A 17,776-nucleotide genomic window follows, 5' to 3' on the forward strand; every position below is an offset into this window, starting at 1 on the left:
CTCCGTATGATGCCTCTATAGGCAAGCCAAGCGATAGGAAGGCGATCCAGATCAAGGTAAAGGTAACCAAAACCGTTTTCACGAACCTCAGCACTTGGCATCCCGAGCCCTTTTGCAGCTTCTATAGCATTCCTTTTTTGTCAGTATGAATTAAACAGGCAACTCAAGATCGCTAAACATCCAATTCCTCCACAAACCTCGCGTTCTCCGAGATGTACTGGAACCGCAGTTCGGGCTTCTTGCCCATCAGCCGCTCGACCAGATCGCCGGTCTCGCCCGGTTCGTCCTCGTGGACCGTCACCCGGATCAGTTTCCGGGTCGCGGGGTTCATGGTGGTGTCCTTGAGGTCCTTGGCGTCCATCTCGCCCAGGCCCTTGAAGCGCTGGACGTCGATCTTGCCCTTGCCGCCCAGACCCGCCTCCAGCATCCGCTCCTTCTCGGCGTCGTCTTGCACATAGACGCGCTTCGCCCCTTGGGTCAGCCGATACAAGGGCGGGCAGGCGAGGTAGAGGTGCCCCTTGTCGATCATCGGCCGCATCTGGGTGAAGAAGAAGGTCATCAGGAGCGAGGCGATATGGGCGCCGTCCACGTCGGCGTCGGTCATGATGATGACCTTGTCATAGCGCAGGTCGTCGACGTTGAACTTCGTTCCCATCGACACGCCAAGCGCCTGGCAGAGATCGTTGATCTCCTGGTTCGCGCCCATCTTTCCGCTCGCCGCGCCGAGCACGTTCAGGATCTTGCCCCGCAGCGGCAAGAGCGCCTGGTTCGTCCGGTCGCGTGCCATCTTGGCGCTGCCGCCCGCCGAGTCGCCCTCGACGATGAACAGCTCAGTCCCCTCGCGGTTGGTGGCCGAGCAATCGACCAGCTTGCCGGGCAGGCGCAGCTTCTTGGTGGCGGTCTTGCGCTGCGTCTCCTTCTCCTGCTTGCGGCGCAGGCGTTCCTCGGCGCGCAGCACGAGGAAGTCGAGGATCGCCCCGGCGGATTTCGTGTCCGAGGCGAGCCAGTTGTCGAAATGGTCGCGCACGGCGTTCTCGACCCACCGCGCGGCCTCTTCGGTCGATAGCCGGTCCTTGGTCTGGCCGACGAAGGACGGCTCGCGGATGAAGACCGAGATCAGCGCGCAGCCCCCGGTCAGCATGTCGTCGCGGGTGATGAGCTCGGCCTTGCGGTTCCGGGCCAAGTCCCCATAGGCGCGGATGCCCTTCAGGATCGCCGCCCAGAACCCCGCCTCATGCGTGCCACCCTCGGGCGTCGGCACCGTGTTGCAATAGGACTGGATCGACCCGTCGCGCACCGGCGACCAGTTGATCGCCCATTCGACTGAGCCGGGGACGTTGTACTTCTCCTCGAAGCTGACCTTTCCGGCGAAGGGGCGGTCGGCATAGGTCACGGCGCCGGTCAGCTGTTCGTTCAGGTAATCGGCGAGGCCGCCGGGAAAGTGGAAGACCGACTCCTGCGGCATGTCGCCGTCCGGGATCGCCGATTTCCAGCGGATCTCGACGCCTGAGAACAGGTAGGCCTTGGACCGGGCCATCTTGAACAGGCGCGCCGGCTTGAACTGGAGATGGCCGAAGATCTCGGGGTCGGGGTGGAAGGTCACGGTGGTTCCGCGCCGGTTCGGGGCCGGGCCGACCTTGGCGACAGGCGCGCGCGGCTTGCCGCGGCTGAATTCCTGAACGTAAAGTTCTCGGTTGCGGGCGACCTCGACCCGCATGTGGTCGGAGAGCGCGTTCACCACCGAGGAGCCGACGCCGTTCAGGCCGCCGGAGGTCGAATAGGCCTTGTTCGAGAACTTGCCCCCCGCGTGCAGCGTGCAGAGGATCACCTCGAGCGCGGACTTGCCGGGGAACTTCGGATGCGGGTCGACCGGGATGCCGCGGCCATTGTCGCGGACGGTCACGCTGTAGTCGGCTTGAAGCTCGACCTCGATGCGGTTGGCATGGCCGGCCACCGCCTCGTCCATGGCGTTGTCCAGCACCTCGGCGACGAGGTGGTGCAGCGCGCGCTCATCGGTGCCGCCAATATACATGCCAGGGCGCTTGCGGACGGGCTCCAGCCCTTCCAGCACCTCGATCGAGGAGGCGTTGTAGGTCTCGGTCGCGCCGGACAGGAGATCGCCAGAGGAGTCGGGGGCCATGGGATGCTCGATTCTTTGTTCTTGGATTGGGGACGGAGTAGACCATTCTTGCGGGGCGGGGCGCAAGATGTGGGGCCGGTGCCGGGTAGGACAGGCGACATCATCGCGCTAAGCTATGACCATCAGGGCAAGGAGGAACCAGATGCGCATCTTTTTCACCGGCGGGTCGGGCAAGGCAGGCAAGCATGTGGTGCCCTACCTGGTCCAACAGGGGCACCGGGTGATGAATGTCGACAAGGTGCCGCTCAACCATCCGGGCGTGCATGACCTGATCGCGGATATCACCGATGCCGGACAGATGTATTCGGCGATGCAGACCTATGCCGGTTTCGACGAGATGGATGCTGGAACCGGGGCAAAGACCTTTGACGCGGTCGTGCATTTCGCCGCAATTCCGCGCCTGCTGCTTGCCCCGGATGTCGAAACCTACCGCGTCAACGTCATGGGCACCTACAATGTGATCGAGGCGGCGGTGAAGCTTGGCATCCGCAAGATCATCATCGCCTCTTCCGAGACGACCTACGGCGTCTGCTTCAGCGACGGAGTGGTCAAGCCGCGCGTTCTTCCCCTCGAAGAGGATTACGACATCGACCCGATGGACAGCTATGGCATGTCTAAGAAGGCAAACGAAGTCACGGCGCGGAGCTTCCAGCGGCGCACCGGCGCGGACATCTACGCGCTCCGCATCGGCAATGTCATCGAGCCGCATGAGTACGAACGCGATTTTCCTGGCTATTTCGCCGATCCGGCAAGACGTCTGCGCATCGCCTTCAGCTACATCGACGCGCGCGATCTGGGCCAGATCGTCGATCTTTGCCTGAAGAGGGACGGCTTGGGCTATCAGGTGTTCAACGCGGCCAATGACGGCCATTCGGTGAACCTGACGACACATGAGCTTCTGGCGCGCTTCTATCCCGACGTTCCCCTGTCGCGCCCCATGGACGTGCGGGAAGGGTTCCTGTCAAACCGCAAGATCCGCGAGGTTCTCGGATTCCGGGAACGGCACCCGTGGACGACAGTTGCGGCGCTGAAGGGTTAGGCCGGTTCGGCCAGCCGCGCCTCCCACATCGCCTTGAATCTGGGACGCGCCTGGCAGCGGGCCAGCCAGTCCGAAAGGTTCGGGAACTCAGCCATAAGAGCCGAATGGGCGCTGGCGTAGCGCACGCATTCGGCGACGCAGATATCCGTCGCGGTGAAGCGATTGCCGACCAGCCAAGTGCGATTGGCGAGGAATCCGTCAAGCCGCGCGAGGGGGCGGCGAAGCTGTTCTGCGGCCTTGGCAATCTCGGCCGCGCCCTCGGGAGTCGTGGCGCGGTTCTGGGCATAGGCGTAGGAGATGACCAGCGCCGGAGCCTCGATCGAGGTTGCGGCGAACAGCGCCCATTGAAGCGAGAGTGAGTCCTCCATCCCGTCAAGCGCGCCAAGATCGCCCCCATAGCGCCGGGCCAGGTACAGGGTGATCGCCATCGACTCCGTCAGAAGGAAGCCGTCGTCGTCCATCACCGGAATTTGTCCCTGCGGATTGATCGCCAGGAACGCCTCGGAAGCCGTGTTGAGCGGTGCGTCGGCGGCCACCGGATCGGCCAGACGATAGGCCTGGATGACTGGAATATGGCGGAACGGCGTGCCGGTTTCCTTGAGTAGCCACAGGGGCCGCGTCGCACGAGACCGGTAGCAGCCATAGATGGTCAGCATCGTCCTGTTCCTCCGAATGATTTGGCCGTGACACTAGCCAACCTCGCCTGTTGCGGAAAGGCTTCAGAATGCAGGCCATGTGAAGGTTTTTTGACATCGGTCAAGGTGGCCCGCTTTGCCATGCGAAAGACTCGGCGAATTCCAGTTCGAGGAGAATTGCTGCATGGAAGACATCGCTGCCAACACGACCGTCGCCGCCCCGGGGACTTCAGCCGTTGTGCCCGCTCACGATCCGGATTCCGCGGTGCCTGGGGCGCCGCGAAGTTTTCCGAAGCTGGAGAGCGATGCGGTGCGGACGGCCTTCGAAAGCGGCCACTACCCCTATCCGCGTCCCATGGGGGTGAAGGTCTACGAAGCCGAGAAGATGAAGCTTCAGGCCGAGTTGCTGAAGGTCCAGATCTGGGCGCAGGAGACGGGGCAGAAATTCGTGATCCTGTTCGAGGGTCGTGATGCCGCCGGCAAGGGCGGGACGATCAAGCGCTACATGGAGCATCTGAACCCGCGCTATGCGCGCGTCGTGGCGCTGACCAAGCCGGGGGAGAAGGAAAAGGGCCAGTGGTTCTTCCAGCGCTATATCGAGCATCTGCCGACCGCCGGGGAAATGGTGTTCTACGACCGCTCCTGGTACAATCGCGCCGGTGTCGAGCGTGTGATGGGCTTCTGCTCGCCGTCCGAATATCTGGAATTCATGCGCCAGGCGCCCGAATTCGAACGCATGCTCGTGCGCTCCGACATCCGGCTTTACAAGTACTGGTTCTCGGTGACCCGCGAGGAACAGCGCAAGCGCTTCCTTGCACGCGAGACCGATCCCTTGAAGCGCTGGAAGCTTTCGCCGATCGACAAGGCGAGTCTTGACAGGTGGGATGCCTATACCGAGGCCAAGGAAGCGATGTTCTTCTACACCGATACCGCCGATGCGCCCTGGACCATCGTCAAGTCGAATGACAAAAAGCGCGCCCGACTGAACTGCATGCGGCACTTCCTGTCGTCGCTCGACTATCCCGAAAAGGACCTGACGGTTGTCCAGCCGCCTGACGCGCTGATCGTCGGTCGGGCGAGTCAGGTGATCGGTGGAGCGGCCGGCCATATCCTGCAGGCGGCGACGCCTCCCGACATGCGCCGCGGCAACTGACGCTGGCTGCGGCCGCGTGCTTTCGCCGATGTGAACGGCGGGTGCTGGTGTGACAGCGCCCGCTTCGATAGGGTCACTGCGGGCAAGCGGTGATCAGGCCATGCGGCGACTACTCTTGGCAACGGCGACGGGGCTTTGGGCCATGGGGGCAGCCCCGGCTCTGGCGCATCCACATGTCTTCATCGACACCGGGATCGAAGTGATCTTCGACGCCGCCGGTCAGGCCGTGGCGGTCCGTATCACCTGGACCTATGATGACTTTGTCTCTCTTTCCATCCTGACGGATCGCGGTTTCGATGCCGATATGGATGGCAAGCTGAGTGCGGATGAGAAGGCCCGCCTGCAGGGGTTCGACATGCACTGGGATCCGGGCTATCCCGGCGACACCTATGCGCTTCTGGGAAGTCAGCCCCTCAAGCTCGGCCCGCCCGAGGAGTGGACCGCCGACGTCGTCGACGGCAAGCTGGTGTCGAGCCATCTGCGGCGGATCGAGCCGGCGGTCGTGCCCATGACCGAGCCGTTGATCGTGCAGTCCTACGATCCCAGCTACTACGTTCAGTACACGATACCGGACCCGCCGAAGGTGACTGGTCGCGATGGGTGCAAGACCGAGCTTCTCGAGCCCGACCTGACGGCGGCCGACGAACAGCTCCAGGCGACTTTGTCTGAATACTCTGCCGACATGGATGTGGAAGCCGATTTTCCGGCGGTCGGCGCCGCCTTTGCGGACGAGGTGCGTGTGACATGCGCCGATCCCTCCTGATCCTAGGGCTGATCGTCGCTGCCGCGCTGGTTCTGCTGTGGTTTAGCGGGAGCCTCGCAGCCTTTCAGCGCGCGATCCTGTCGGCGCAGCATGAGGTGCAGAACGCGCTGGCGGGGGCGATCCGCCGCCTGAAGGCCGGAGATCCGGGCGCAGTCACTGCCTTTCTTGGCCTGTCCTTCGGCTATGGCTTCTTTCATGCCGCGGGACCGGGGCACGGCAAGATGCTGATCGGTGGCTATGGCATGGCGCGCCGCGTGCCTTTCCTGCGCCTCGGCGCGATTGCGCTCGTCTCGAGCCTGGCCCAGGCGCTGACCGCGATCGGGCTGGTCTATGCGGGCCTCTGGCTGCTAGGCTGGGGGCGCGACCGGATGGTCGGCCTGACCGAAACCGTGTTGGCCGATATAAGCCGAGGAATGATCGCGCTGATCGGGCTCTGGCTGGTCTGGCGGGGCTGGAAGGCGCTTCTGGCGCAGCATCGGGCGGCGGTCTTGGATGCCGCGGTCGATGCGGACCAAGGCCATTCTCATCACCACCAGGGGCACCACGTTCACTCCCACCATGAGCACGACCATGTCCACGACGCGCATTGCGGTCATGCCCACGGCCCAAGTCTGGAGGAGGTGGCCCGGGTCACCAGCCTGCGCGATGCGCTGGCGCTGATCGCCGGAATCGCAATCCGGCCCTGTACCGGAGCCTTGTTCGTCCTGATCCTGACATGGCAGATGGGCATCGCCCGGATGGGTATCTTTTCGGCGCTGGCAATGGGTCTTGGCACGGCGATGCTGACCTTGCTCGTCGCCGGCATGTCGGTCTGGGCCCGCGAGGGCGCGCTGGCGACCTTGCCCGGCACGCTGGTCGCGCGCGCCCTTCCGGTCCTGCAGATCGTGGTCGGGGCGCTGATCGCGCTGGCAACCTTGCCGCTTCTGTCATTGTCACTCTGACTTGGCTTGCCGCTTCCCGCGGCAATTGCTAATCGGTTGGGCATGACCTCCGCTCCGGACCAATCCTACGGCGCCCATGCCCGGGCGACGCTGGCGCTCGGCCTGCCTCTGATCGGCAGCCATCTTGCGCAGATGGCGTTGCACGTCACCGACACGATCATGCTGGGCTGGTATTCGGTCGAAGCGCTGGCGGCGGGCGTTCTGGGCGCCTCGTCCTTCTTCGTCATTTTCATCCTTGGCTCGGGTTTCGCCCAGGCCGTGATGCCGATGGTCGCCGCCGCGCTTGGCCGGGGCGACGAGGCGCAGGTGCGCCGCGACACACGGATGGGGCTGTGGCTTTCCATCGCCTTCGGGGTCCTGTCCTATCCGATCTTCTGGTGGTCGGGTCCGATCCTGCTCGCGCTCGGCCAGAAGCCCGAGGTGGCGGCTGCCGGTCAAAGCTTCCTGCGGATCGCCGGTCTTGGCATGATCCCCGCGCTCTTGGTCATGGCGCTCAAGGGTTATCTCGCGGCGCTCGGGCGGACGCAGGTCGTGCTCTGGACGACCATTGCCGCGGTCTTCCTGAACATCCTGGTCAACTGGGCGCTCATCTTTGGGAACTGGGGCTTTCCGGAGATGGGGGTGCGCGGTGCCGCCTGGGCCTCGGTCATCTCGCAGGTTGCGACCTTCGTGATCCTCGTCCTTTACGCGGCACTCCTGCGCGACCTTCGGCGGTTCCGCCTGTTCCAGCGGTTCTGGCGCCCCGACTGGGCGGCGCTGCGGCAGGTCTGGCGCCTGGGCTGGCCGATTGGTCTGACCGGTCTGGCCGAAAGCGGGCTTTTCCAGGCATCCGCCCTGATGATGGGTTGGATCGGCACCGTGCAACTGGCCGCCCACGGCATCGCGATGGAAGCCTGCGCGCTTGCCTTCATGGTGCATCTCGGTCTTTCGAACGCGGTCACGATCCGGGTCGGCCGCGCCGATGGCGCAGGCGATGTCGAGCGGTTGCGGCGAGCGGCAATTGTCGCCATCGCGCTGTCGGCCGGTTTCGGCATCCTCGTCGTGACGACGTTCCTGCTGGCTCCCGTGCCGATCCTGTCGCTTTTCCTCGACAAGAACCTGCCCGAAGCGCCCGAGATCATCGCAATCGGGGTCGTGCTGCTCGCCCTTGGCGCCATGTTCCAGATGGCCGACGCGATGCAGGTCATCGCGCTTGGCCTCTTGCGCGGCATCCAGGATACGCGGATGCCAATGTGGTATGCCGCGGTCAGCTACTGGGTTATCGGCATCCCATCGGCCTATCTGCTGGCCTTTCCGATGGGCCTCGGGGCCAAGGGGCTCTGGCTCGGTCTGGTCATCGGGCTGATGCTGGCGGCGGCCTCGCTGATGACCCGCTTCTGGCGGAATGCGCCGAAGCCGGTCGTCGCCTGACACCCTGGCTTCTTCTGTTCGCAAATATCCTCGGGGGGCGTTGCGGCCGGAACGCCGCAATCGGGGGGCAGACAGCCCCCGTCCGGCGTCGGTTACTCCGCGTTGCCCTCGGCAGACAGCCGCTCTGCCTTGCGTCGCACGAGGACCGAGCGCAGGTCGTGCATGGCCAAGAGAAGCGCATCGGTGACGCGCTCCAATTCGACATCCTCGGCGCGGGTCTGCGCCCAATGCGCGGTCTGGTTCAAATGGTCGACGGTGCGCAGGATGTCGTCGATGTCCCGTTCGGCCAGTAGGGCGCGCCGTGCGGTCAGCCAGTCGCCGATCGCCGCTACATCTGCCTCGGACAAAGTGCGCTCGCCCTGAGGCTTGATCTTGCCGTTCTCGACATTGACCGTCGCGATTGGCTCCATCTCGATGCGGCGTTGCCGGTTCTCCGTATCCACGCGAAAGACGGTCGCGCCGTTTTCGCGGATGCGGAAGTAGTAGTCCGGCAGTTCGTCCGCCATCGCGCCCCCTTACTTGAGCCCTTCGCAGAACCGGATGATCCGCCCGCAGGCCTCGCGCAGTACCTCGTCCGAGGTAGCGTAGCTGACGCGGAAGTTCGGCGAAACCCCGAAGGCCGAGCCGAAGACCACGGCCACGCCCACCTCTTCCAGAAGCGCGGTGGCGAAGACCTCGTCATCGGTGATCTTGGTGCCGCCGGCGCTGACCTTGCCGATGCAGCCCGAGATGTCGGGATAGACGTAGAAGGCGCCTTCCGGCACCGGGCAGTTCAGCCCAGGCGCGCGGTTCAGCATTTCGACCACGAGGTCGCGGCGGCGCTGGAAGGTGACACGGTTGGTCTTCAGGAAATCCTGCGGCCCGTTCAGCGCCTCGACGGCGGCATATTGCGCGATCGAGCAGGGGTTCGACGTCGATTGCGACTGGATCGTGCCCATCGCCTTGATGAGCGCCACCGGGCCCGCCGCATAGCCGATCCGCCAGCCGGTCATCGCGTAGGATTTCGACACGCCGTTGCAGGTCAGCGTCCGGTCATAAAGGCCGGGTTCGATCTGCGCCGGAGTAGTGAATTCGAAATCGTCGAAGACGAGGTGCTCGTACATGTCGTCCGACATGATCCAGACATGCGGGTGCCGCATCAGCACGTCGCAGAGCGCCTTCAGTTCCGCGCGGGTATAGCCGGCCCCAGTCGGGTTGGACGGCGAGTTGAAGATGAACCACTTGGTCTTCGGCGTGATCGCCGCTTCCAGCTGCGCGGGCGTCAGCTTGAACTGGGTCTCGATCCCGGCGACGACCGGCACGGGCGTGCCGCCGGCCAGCAGCACCATGTCGGGGTAGCTGACCCAGTAGGGCGCGGGGATGATCACCTCGTCGCCGGGATTCAGCGTCGCCATCAGCGCGTTGTAGAGGATCTGCTTGCCGCCGGTCCCGACCGAGACCTGGGCGGGCGTGTATTTCAGCCCGTTCTCGCGCTCGAACTTGGCGCAGATCGCGGCCTTCAACTCGGGGATACCGTCCACGGCGGTGTACTTGGTCTTGCCGGCATCGATAGCGCGCTTGGCCGCGTCCTTGATGTTCTGCGGCGTATCGAAGTCGGGCTCGCCCGCGCCCAGCCCGATCACGTCCTTGCCGGCCGCCGCCAGTTCCCGCGCCTTGTTGGTCACGGCGATGGTGGGCGAGGGTTTCACACGGGCGAGGGTATCGGACAGGAAGGCCATGTCGGGGCTCCGGCTTGCATGTTTTCGGCGGCCCGTCTTAGGGTGCCCCCGACGCGCGATCAAGCGCAAACGGGGAGACGGCGCATGGCGGAGACCGCGGAAGACCGGCTGAAGCGGCTCAGGATGCGGTCCTGGCGGCGCGGCACCAAGGAGATGGACCTTGTCCTTGGCCCCTATGCCGATGCGCGGCTTGCCGCGATGGACGAGCCGATGCTTGCCCTCTACGACCGGCTCCTGACCGAGAACGATCAGGACCTGCTGCCCTGGGTTCTGGGGCAGACCCCGGCGCCCGCCGACTATTCGGCGCTTCTGGCCGAGATTGCGGCCTTTGCCCGGGCGCGTCTGTCTCCTGGCTGACCGTACGCCCCGTTCGGGCGCCGTTTACCGAATGTTCGATCTTTCCCCCGACTCTCTGCCGCACCCGAGATGTGCGCGGAGGCGGCGGATGCACGGACGATCGATCGAGATGGAGGATGACAGCGGCCTCGTGCTGGCCAATTACCTTGACACGCTCGCATTGGTGGAACGCCTGCACCGGCTCCTGCTCGACGTCATCAAGGACGAATTCGAACGGCTCGGCGTGCTCGAGATCAACGCGGTCCAGGCGCTGCTCCTCTTCAACATCGGTGAGCATGAGGTGACCGCGGGCGAGTTGCGCTCGCGCGGCTACTACCAGGGCTCGAATGTCAGCTACAACCTCAAGAAGCTGGTCGAACTCGGCTACATGCATCACCAGCGGTCCGAGGCCGACCGCCGGTCGGTGCGCGTGCGCCTGACCGAGAAGGGGCGGCGGGTGCGGGGGCTTCTGACCGACCTGTTCCTGCGCCATGCGGCCCAGCTCGACCGCCGCTCGCTCACCTCGGCTCTGCCCGAGGTGAACGAGGCGCTCCGGCGGACCGAACGCTTCTGGTCCGAGCAGATCCGCTACATCTACTGACGGGTCAGGCCTTCTTCACCACCCGGATCAGCACCAGAAGCACGACCGCGCCGATGGTCGCATGGACCACGGTCGTCCCGGTGCCGCCGCCGAAGCCCAGGCCGATCAGCGGGAAGATCAGCGAGGCCACCACCGCCCCGGCGATGCCGACCGCGATGTTGCCGATCAGGCCCAGCCCGCGCCCCTTGACAATCAGTTCGGCCAGCCACCCCGCCAGCCCGCCGATCACCAGCATCGCGATGATGCTCATTCCGCCCATGTGAACCCCCTCACCAATGCCCGGTATTGCCCATGCTCAGCCACGGCTCGGCCGGGGGCAGGGCGCCGCCCATCTGCAGAAGCTCGATCGACACGTTGTCGGGCGAGCGGACAAAGGCCATGCGGCCGTCGCGCGGCGGGCGGTTGATGGTCACGCCGTTGGCCTGCAGGTGCGCGCACATGTCGTAGATGTTCTCGACCTCGTAGGCGAGGTGGCCGAAATGCCGGCTGTCCGAGGGCAGGCCGGTATCGCCATCCCAGTTGTAGGTCAGCTCCACCGGGCAATCCGACTGGCCGGGCGGGGCGAGGAAGACCAGGGTGAAGCGCCCGCCTTCGTTTTCGTAGCGGCGCGTCTCCTCCAGCCCCAGGAGCTTGTAGAAGGCGATGGATTTCTCAAGGTCCAGCACGCGGACCATGGTGTGCAGGTAGCGGATCTTCATGGCGGTCTCCTGTCGCGGGTCAGGGCGAAGGTAGTCCGGGATTGCCGCAAAGGAAATGCCTTGCCCGCGTGTCCCGCGCCGCTTTTTCCGGAAACCCTTGCGATCCGCCCAACCCATCGTAGGATGGTCAGTCAGACACGCCACATCTTGTATTAGCCGACTCGGAGGCCCCCATGCCGCTTTCCCCAGACCAACTCGCTGAAATCGAGGCCGCCCGGGCCAATCCGCGCCCGACATTGCGCGCGGTCAGCGAGGGGATGGAGGCGCATCTCTACACCGCCCAGCCGGTGCTGGATCACGGTTTCGTCCGGGTCATCGACTATATGGGCGACGATTCCGCCATCGTGCAGGCCGCCCGCGTGTCCTATGGCGCGGGCACCAAGCATGTGTCGAACGACGAAGGGCTGATCCGCTACCTGATGCGGCACTGGCATTCGACCCCGTTCGAGATGTGCGAGGTCAAGTTCCACGTCAAGCTGCCGGTCTTCGTCGCCCGCCAGTGGATCCGCCACCGCACGGCCAACGTCAACGAATACTCGGCCCGCTACTCGATCCTCGACCGCGAGTTCTACATCCCCGAACCCGATCAGCTTGCGGCGCAAAGCACGGTCAACAACCAGGGGCGGGGGCAGGCGCTGTACGGCCACGAGGCGGCGCGGGTGCTCGAGATCCTGAAATCCGACGCGGCACGGGCCTATGACCATTACGAGGAAATGCTGTCGCAGACCCAGCCCGACGGCACGCCGCAGCAGGGTCTGGCGCGCGAACTGGCCCGGATGAACCTGCCGATGAACATCTACACGCAATGGTACTGGAAGGTGGACCTGCACAACCTGTTCCACTTCCTGCGCCTGCGCGCCGACGCCCATGCCCAATACGAGATCCGCGTCTATGCCGAGACGATGGCCCGCCTCGTCGCCGACTGGGTCCCGCTCGCCTACCGCGCCTTCGAGGACTACCGCATGGGCGGCGTGACGCTTTCGGCGAAGGCGATCGACTGCGTGCGGCGGATGCTCAAGGGCGAGACGGTGACGCAGGAGAATTCCGGCATGAGCAAGGGTGAGTGGCGGGAGTTTGAAGGGGTGTTGGGGTGATCGATCTTTTAAACTACCTCTTGATCGGCTTGCTGCCATTTTGGACAGCATTCTTTACATTTTTGGCGGCACTGTCATGGCCCGTAAGCATTATTGTTGTAGCCATATTATTTCGTGCTCCAATTAAGAACGCAATTGATAGAATTCAGCGCCTTTCCGGCTCTGGATTTGAGGTTGGTCTGAGTGCGAAGCAAGAGAACGCATTGGACAATCGATCAGAATTGCGTGAGGTCCTTGAATCGCTTGACCCCAACGTATTGCGGTCTGTGCCCCAGGAAACCATTGAGAGTTCCTTGCGCGCAGATTTAGACAAGGTTTCCGAAGAGAAGCGCCAGTCTTTGCTGCTAACGGCTCTCGCCAAGTCTAGGTTGGAAAGCGCATTCAATTTGGCTTACGCGAATATTTTCGGAAGTCAGATTCATCTTTTGCGGCAGTTGATTAATCGTGGTGGACATGTGTCGCAAGATGAATTGGAGCGAGAGTTTGCGGTTCTCCAATCTGAGAATAGCACATTCTTAGACTGGACGCTTAGCAAATACCTTGAATACTTGCATTTCTATAACTTCGTCTCTAAGGATGAAGATGGAATCTCAATAACTGATTTTGGTCGAGAGTTCTTGTCTTACCTGAGCCGAATGGGGCTTTCGGAAGAGCGGTTGAATTAGGCCGTAGGGGATCCGATCTCAATCAGCCGGAATGTGATTTAACGGACCTAGATTGTTTCGCTGATAGAGTAGAGTTGTGCCCCATGACCCGCCGTGTCGCCCTCTGTCTCGCCCTGCTCCTGACTACCGCCGCCTGTGATCCGGCGGCGATCTCGCCTTGGGGCGGGTACAAGCAGGGCTGAACAGGAAATCGGCCGCGTCCGGGGGCGGCGCGGCCGATGACGTGATGACGGGGGGGGGCGCCGTTGGGAGTTGCCCCGGACCGTCTCCCGCCGGGTCGCCCCGGCAGACCGTTTCAGCGCCTGCGGCGCACGAAGAGCAGCGTGCCGAGCGAGCCTGCCAGCAGCGGCAGGGACAGGGGCAGCGGAACCGGCGCGACAGAGGTCGTGTAGATGCCAGCCCAGCTTTCGTTGGCCGCGTTGAGGAAGCTGGCGTTGATGGTGATGCGCCCGCCCCGGAAGCCGTCCCGCTCGATGCCGAGCGAGGCGATCAGCGCCCCGAGCGGCGCGTCGAGATCAAGAATGCTTGCCAGCATCGTGGTGTCCAGCAGGGTCTCGAAGATGCCTTTCGCCGCACGTCCAAGCATCAGGCTGTCGACCGTGTAGTCCGTTGCCTTGAACACCGTCCGGTCGCCGTCGACGGCCACAAACGAGGTCGAGCGCCAGCGCGGTGGTTCCTGGTCGCCGTCACCCTCGCCGACGCCGGGAGGTGCGCCCGAGAAGTTCCAGAACACCAGATCGTCGATGCCGGGATCTCCGGTCTGGGCAACCATCTCGACCTTGCCGGTCTTGGTGTCGACGGTGAATATGCCCTGATGAACCGGGACTTCCCGCGTCGTCTTACCGGTCGGCTCGCCGGTCACCGGGTCCTTGTCGCTGCTGTCAAGGCAGGCCTTGCGCACCGCGGCGTTGCCCTCGTCGGGGCAGGTCAGGTTGACGGTTTTCATCTCGTCGCCCCATGCGCCCCAGAACCCGACCTTGTGGCCGTTGAAGGACAGGGCCTCGCCGACCTTGTTGAAGGTCTGCGGCCCCTCGCCGGGAACCTTTGTCGCGAAGTTGACCAAGGTCTTGACGTCCGGTTCGCCGGACATGTTCGCGATGTAGATGCCGCCCGCCGTCGGAGCCTCTTCATTGTCGAGGCCGGTGAAGACGAGCTTGCTGCCCCAGGCACTTGGCGGGGCGGTCGAGCCGAAGACGGCGCCGCTGCCCACCGTGCCGCCCTCGTCCGGGATGGCCATCCCCGACTCGGCGATCATCCGGACGGGCGAGGTTCCGCCGTCGGCCAGCGCGTCCCGGACATAGATGCCGGTCCGGCCGGTCGTGCCTTCCGTCCAGTTGCCCTTGAACGCCACCAGCGAACCCGAGGGCGTGGGCGAGCCGGGGAACTGGTCGAACTTGGTTCCCGGCGCGGCTGATCCCGGAACCGAGAAGTACTCGAAGCCCGACAGCGCACCCAGCTGGCTGGCGCCCGTCACAAGGCTGCCGCCCGCCGTCGTGTAGACGCCCGAGGTGCCCGTCTTGGTGTCGGTCTCCCAGACCGGTCTCGACTGACCCCGGAAGGCGATGGTCCCGTCCCCGTCGATCCGGGGGAAGGACGGAAACTCGTTGAATCCGGCGCCCGTATTGTTCGGATCGGGAACCTCGGTCGACTTGTTGTCGGCGATCAAGACGATCGGTGCGCCGGGGGTGGACATGTCGCGGCTGTAGATGCCCCTGAAGGGCTCACCGCCTCCGCCCCCACCTTCTTCGCCGCCTTCTTCTCCGCCCTCACTGCCGACGTTGCGGGCCCGGGCGCGGAAAACGACGAGGCCGTCCGAACTGATCGATGGCTGGTTGTAACTGAAATAGGTTTCCGTCGTTCCACCGGGAACGAGGTACCCGTTGTTCACGACTGTCTGCCAGTCGTAAACCGTTGCCCCCAATGCTCCGTTTCCAAGAGCGCTTCCTGTCAGAAGCAGTGCCGTAAACGCAGTGCCGCGTCTCGTAAAGCGAGCCCGCGAATGAGAAACGAATCCCATAGTCTCCCCCCTATGAAATGCACAGAATCACCCCGCCCTCTCACGCGAGGTCATATAAGTATACATATCTGTGAATGTGTGTATTGATTTGAGTCAGGCAGGATGACTGACGCATATTGCTCTTCGTTGCCTGGCGGTTTGCCCTGACACCATTGACGAAGCCTTCGGCGATCCGCCCCTGCTGCCTCCGGCGCTGACAAGTACTCAACCTGCAAGGTTCCGCACTTGCCCCTCCGCCTTGCCCTCTGCCTGGCCCTGCTCCTTGCCACCGCCGCCCGTGACCCGGCGGCGCTTTCGCCCTGGGGCGGGTACAAGGTGCATTGACGGCGCGGGGCGTCAGCCGCTGCCGTGGTGGTGGTCGAATTCCGACACGCTGTTGACCGCCTCGACCGCGAGGACGGCAATGGCGCCAATGAAGAGCAGCATTGCCAGAATGAAGAGATAGGCCATGCCCGGCGCGTGGTCGTGGCCAAGGATCGCGAGCGTGAAGCCGGTGATGATGAGCAGCGCGGTCGCGACGCCCGAGGCCAGCGACAGGATCGCGGCGATCCGCAGAAGCCGAAGGAGGCGGCGCTGGCGGGGCAGGTCCTCGCGCAGCCAGGCGCGGGCCTTGTCCTTCTCGGGGATGGCGTTCAGCTCGCGCAGCCGGTCCACGACCGCGCTCATGCGCGAGAAGACCAGCGTGACAAGGCTGATTACTCCTCCCAGCAGGAAGGACGGCGCAATGACATGGCTGATGACCTGGCTCAGGTGGTCAAGCGTATCGGCGTCGTTGAACATGGAATCCCCGGTTTTCGACGCAGACTGCCCGCACCGCCCGGCTCCGTCCAGTCCCCGCAGGTTGTGCGCCCGTGCGCGTTGTCGCTGTGCGGCCATGCACCGCTAAATCAGGCTTTCGCGCAGGGGTGGGCCTCTCGCTCGCTTGAATAATAAGCATGCTTATATTATGTGGAGCTCATGACATTGGGAATCGACAGACTGGGCCTGCTCCTCCACGACGCGACGCGCGCCGTGCGGCGGCGGTTCGAACTGCGGACGCAGGATTGGGGGCTGTCCTCGGCACAGTGGCGGCTGCTCGTCTCGCTCAAGCGCGATGCCCGCGCCAGCCAGGCGCGGCTGGCCGAACTGCTCGAGATCGAGCCGATCAGCGTCTCGCGCATGGTCGACCGGATGGAGCAGACCGGCTGGGTCCGGCGCGAACCTGATCCGGCGGACCGCCGGGTGAAGGTGATCGTGCCGACCGAGCGCGCGCTGAAGGCCTTCGAGACCGTCCATGGCGTGGCGGGCGAGGTCTACGCCGAGGCGCTGGCCGGACTGTCGGACCCCGAGAAGGCGGCGCTGGTGAAGGCGCTGAACATCATCATCGAGAACCTGACGGGCGAAGAGGCGGCCTGCGCCGCCCGGACCCGCCCTGATGCGGAAAGCACCTGACATGAGCACGACCGACGCGAAAGACGCAACGCCCGAAGCCTCAGCCCCCCAGACTGCCGCCCCCCAGACTGCTGCCCCCGCCGCCCCGAAGAAGAAGCGGCGGCTCGGCCTGATGCTGTCCGTCCCGGTGGTCATCCTGGCCGGCGTGGCCGGGGTATGGCTGACCGGCGGGCGCTACGAAACGACCGAGAACGCCAACCTCAAGCAGGCGCGCATCGCCATCGCCTCGGATATCGGTGGGCGCGTGGTCGAGGTCGACGTGGCCGACAACCAGCGGGTGAAGGCGGGCGATCTGTTGTTCAAGGTCGATGACCAGCCGTATCGCCTGGCCGTGTCGCAGGCCGAGGCGGCGCTCGCCTCGGCGCGTCTGCAGGTCGAGCAGCTGAAGGTCGCCTACAATCAGGCCGTGACCCGCGCCAAGCTGGCCGCCGAAACGCTGGACTACCAGACGAGCGAACTTGCCCGCCAGCGGGCGCTATCTGAAAAGGGCGTGGCCTCTGTGACGTCGCTCGACGATGCCGAGCACCAGGAACGCCTGGCCGAGGAAGAGAACATCGTGGCGCAACAGGGCGTGGACAACGCGCTCGCGGCCCTCGGCGGCGCGCCCGACGCGCCGGTCGACAGCCACCCGGCCGTGCAGGCGGCGCAGGTCGCGCTGGACGAGGCGAAGTACAATCTCAGCCTGACCACGGTGCGGGCGCCGGCGGACGGCGTCGTCTACCAGGCGGCCTCGTTCAAGCCGGGCCAGTATGTGAATGCCGGCAGCTCGCTCTTCGCGCTGGTCGAGACGGGCGACACCTGGATCGACGCGAATTTCAAGGAAACGCAGCTTGCCAAGATCCGCGAGGGGCAGGAGGCCGAGGTTACCTTTGACCAGATGCCGGGCCGCCCGTTCAAGGCGCGGGTCCAGGCGATCGGGGCAGGGACAGGCGCGGAATTCTCGCTGCTGCCTGCGCAGAACGCGACCGGCAACTGGGTGAAGGTCACGCAGCGGGTGCCGGTGCGGCTCGCCCTCGAGGAGGCGGTTGACATGCCGGCACTGGCCACCGGCGTCAGCGCCGAAGTCAAGGTCGATACCGGCGCGGGCAACAGCGTCTGGGATCTGTTCCCGGCCTTTGCCGGGACGAAGTAAGGA

At 64.4% G+C, this 17,776-nt stretch carries 19 protein-coding genes; 11 read left to right on the forward strand and 8 right to left on the reverse strand.

Features of this window, described 5'->3' with window-relative positions:
• Positions 1 to 172 precede the first annotated feature (172 nt).
• A complete protein-coding gene (gene parE / locus L0V05_RS19025; protein ID WP_234873077.1) occupies positions 173 to 2,140 on the reverse strand; it encodes a DNA topoisomerase IV subunit B in 1,968 nt (655 codons plus the stop codon).
• A 142-nt stretch (positions 2,141 to 2,282) separates the two neighbouring features.
• On the opposite strand from parE, the gene L0V05_RS19030 reads away from it, so the two are divergent.
• The gene (locus L0V05_RS19030; protein WP_234873078.1) at positions 2,283 to 3,179 is read left to right on the forward strand and encodes an NAD-dependent epimerase/dehydratase family protein; all 897 of its coding nucleotides are present in this window, start codon (positions 2,283 to 2,285) and stop codon (positions 3,177 to 3,179) included.
• On the opposite strand, the gene L0V05_RS19035 is transcribed toward L0V05_RS19030, so the two are convergent.
• Positions 3,176 to 3,835, reverse strand: coding sequence for a glutathione S-transferase family protein (locus L0V05_RS19035; protein ID WP_234873079.1), 660 nt, complete (start codon positions 3,833 to 3,835; stop codon positions 3,176 to 3,178). The two genes, L0V05_RS19030 and L0V05_RS19035, sit on opposite strands and share 4 nt — an antisense overlap.
• Positions 3,836 to 3,998: 163 nt before the next feature.
• Here L0V05_RS19035 and ppk2 point away from each other — a divergent pair, with 163 nt between their 5' ends.
• The 4 genes from ppk2 (at position 3,999) to L0V05_RS19055 (ending at position 8,081) form a co-directional block, all read left to right on the forward strand.
• Positions 3,999 to 4,967, forward strand: coding sequence for a polyphosphate kinase 2 (ppk2, locus tag L0V05_RS19040; protein ID WP_234873080.1), 969 nt, complete (start codon positions 3,999 to 4,001; stop codon positions 4,965 to 4,967).
• Positions 4,968 to 5,067: 100 nt separating this feature from the next.
• Positions 5,068 to 5,730, forward strand: a complete 663-nt coding sequence (locus L0V05_RS19045; protein WP_234873081.1) for a DUF1007 family protein — start codon at positions 5,068 to 5,070, stop codon at positions 5,728 to 5,730.
• On the forward strand, positions 5,712 to 6,671 hold the full coding sequence (locus L0V05_RS19050; RefSeq protein WP_234873082.1) for a nickel/cobalt transporter: 960 nt from the start codon (positions 5,712 to 5,714) through the stop codon (positions 6,669 to 6,671). The genes L0V05_RS19045 and L0V05_RS19050 overlap by 19 nt, the downstream gene beginning before the upstream one ends.
• 42 nt (positions 6,672 to 6,713) lie before the next feature.
• Complete coding sequence (locus L0V05_RS19055; RefSeq protein WP_234873083.1) at positions 6,714 to 8,081, forward strand: MATE family efflux transporter; 1,368 nt, start codon at positions 6,714 to 6,716, stop codon at positions 8,079 to 8,081.
• Between the two features lie 92 nt (positions 8,082 to 8,173).
• Here L0V05_RS19055 and L0V05_RS19060 read toward each other — a convergent pair whose 3' ends face one another.
• Both L0V05_RS19060 and L0V05_RS19065 read right to left on the reverse strand, forming a co-directional pair.
• Entirely contained in the window at positions 8,174 to 8,587 is a 414-nt protein-coding gene (locus tag L0V05_RS19060) for a hypothetical protein (RefSeq protein WP_234873084.1), read from the reverse strand.
• Positions 8,588 to 8,596: 9 nt separating this feature from the next.
• Positions 8,597 to 9,799 carry a pyridoxal phosphate-dependent aminotransferase gene (locus L0V05_RS19065; RefSeq protein WP_234873085.1) on the reverse strand — a complete coding sequence of 401 codons (1,203 nt, stop codon included), beginning with the start codon at positions 9,797 to 9,799 and terminating at the stop codon, positions 8,597 to 8,599.
• Between the two features lie 84 nt (positions 9,800 to 9,883).
• Between L0V05_RS19065 and L0V05_RS19070 the strand changes: the two genes are divergently transcribed.
• Positions 9,884 to 10,156 (forward strand): FAD assembly factor SdhE, encoded by a 273-nt coding sequence (locus L0V05_RS19070; RefSeq protein WP_234873086.1) that lies wholly within the window; start codon positions 9,884 to 9,886, stop codon positions 10,154 to 10,156.
• A gap of 88 nt (positions 10,157 to 10,244) precedes the next feature.
• Complete coding sequence (locus tag L0V05_RS19075; RefSeq protein ID WP_234873087.1) at positions 10,245 to 10,736, forward strand: MarR family winged helix-turn-helix transcriptional regulator; 492 nt, start codon at positions 10,245 to 10,247, stop codon at positions 10,734 to 10,736.
• Between the two features lie 4 nt (positions 10,737 to 10,740).
• Here L0V05_RS19075 and L0V05_RS19080 read toward each other — a convergent pair whose 3' ends face one another.
• Both L0V05_RS19080 and L0V05_RS19085 read right to left on the reverse strand, forming a co-directional pair.
• Positions 10,741 to 10,995, reverse strand: coding sequence for a GlsB/YeaQ/YmgE family stress response membrane protein (locus L0V05_RS19080; protein ID WP_234873088.1), 255 nt, complete (start codon positions 10,993 to 10,995; stop codon positions 10,741 to 10,743).
• A 10-nt stretch (positions 10,996 to 11,005) separates the two neighbouring features.
• A complete protein-coding gene (locus tag L0V05_RS19085; protein WP_234873089.1) occupies positions 11,006 to 11,434 on the reverse strand; it encodes a VOC family protein in 429 nt (142 codons plus the stop codon).
• A 173-nt stretch (positions 11,435 to 11,607) separates the two neighbouring features.
• On the opposite strand from L0V05_RS19085, the gene thyX reads away from it, so the two are divergent.
• Together thyX and L0V05_RS19095 are read left to right on the forward strand one after the other, a co-directional pair.
• The gene (thyX, locus tag L0V05_RS19090; protein ID WP_234873090.1) at positions 11,608 to 12,528 is read left to right on the forward strand and encodes an FAD-dependent thymidylate synthase; all 921 of its coding nucleotides are present in this window, start codon (positions 11,608 to 11,610) and stop codon (positions 12,526 to 12,528) included.
• Entirely contained in the window at positions 12,525 to 13,193 is a 669-nt protein-coding gene (locus L0V05_RS19095) for a hypothetical protein (RefSeq protein ID WP_234873091.1), read from the forward strand. Before thyX ends, L0V05_RS19095 begins: the two co-directional genes overlap by 4 nt.
• Positions 13,194 to 13,488: 295 nt before the next feature.
• Here the strand turns inward: L0V05_RS19095 and L0V05_RS19100 are convergent, their stop codons facing one another.
• Positions 13,489 to 15,081, reverse strand: a complete 1,593-nt coding sequence (locus L0V05_RS19100) for a hypothetical protein (RefSeq protein WP_234873092.1) — start codon at positions 15,079 to 15,081, stop codon at positions 13,489 to 13,491.
• 465 nt (positions 15,082 to 15,546) lie between these two features.
• Positions 15,547 to 15,990 (reverse strand): DUF2721 domain-containing protein, encoded by a 444-nt coding sequence (locus L0V05_RS19105; protein ID WP_234873093.1) that lies wholly within the window; start codon positions 15,988 to 15,990, stop codon positions 15,547 to 15,549.
• A gap of 177 nt (positions 15,991 to 16,167) precedes the next feature.
• Between L0V05_RS19105 and L0V05_RS19110 the strand changes: the two genes are divergently transcribed.
• Together L0V05_RS19110 and L0V05_RS19115 are read left to right on the forward strand one after the other, a co-directional pair.
• Entirely contained in the window at positions 16,168 to 16,641 is a 474-nt protein-coding gene (locus L0V05_RS19110) for a MarR family winged helix-turn-helix transcriptional regulator (protein ID WP_234873094.1), read from the forward strand.
• Position 16,642: 1 nt separating this feature from the next.
• Positions 16,643 to 17,773, forward strand: coding sequence for an HlyD family secretion protein (locus L0V05_RS19115; protein WP_234873095.1), 1,131 nt, complete (start codon positions 16,643 to 16,645; stop codon positions 17,771 to 17,773).
• Positions 17,774 to 17,776 lie beyond the last annotated feature (3 nt).

This window comes from Alitabrizicola rongguiensis, assembly GCF_021491355.1.
Lineage (GTDB): Bacteria > Pseudomonadota > Alphaproteobacteria > Rhodobacterales > Rhodobacteraceae > Aliitabrizicola > Aliitabrizicola rongguiensis.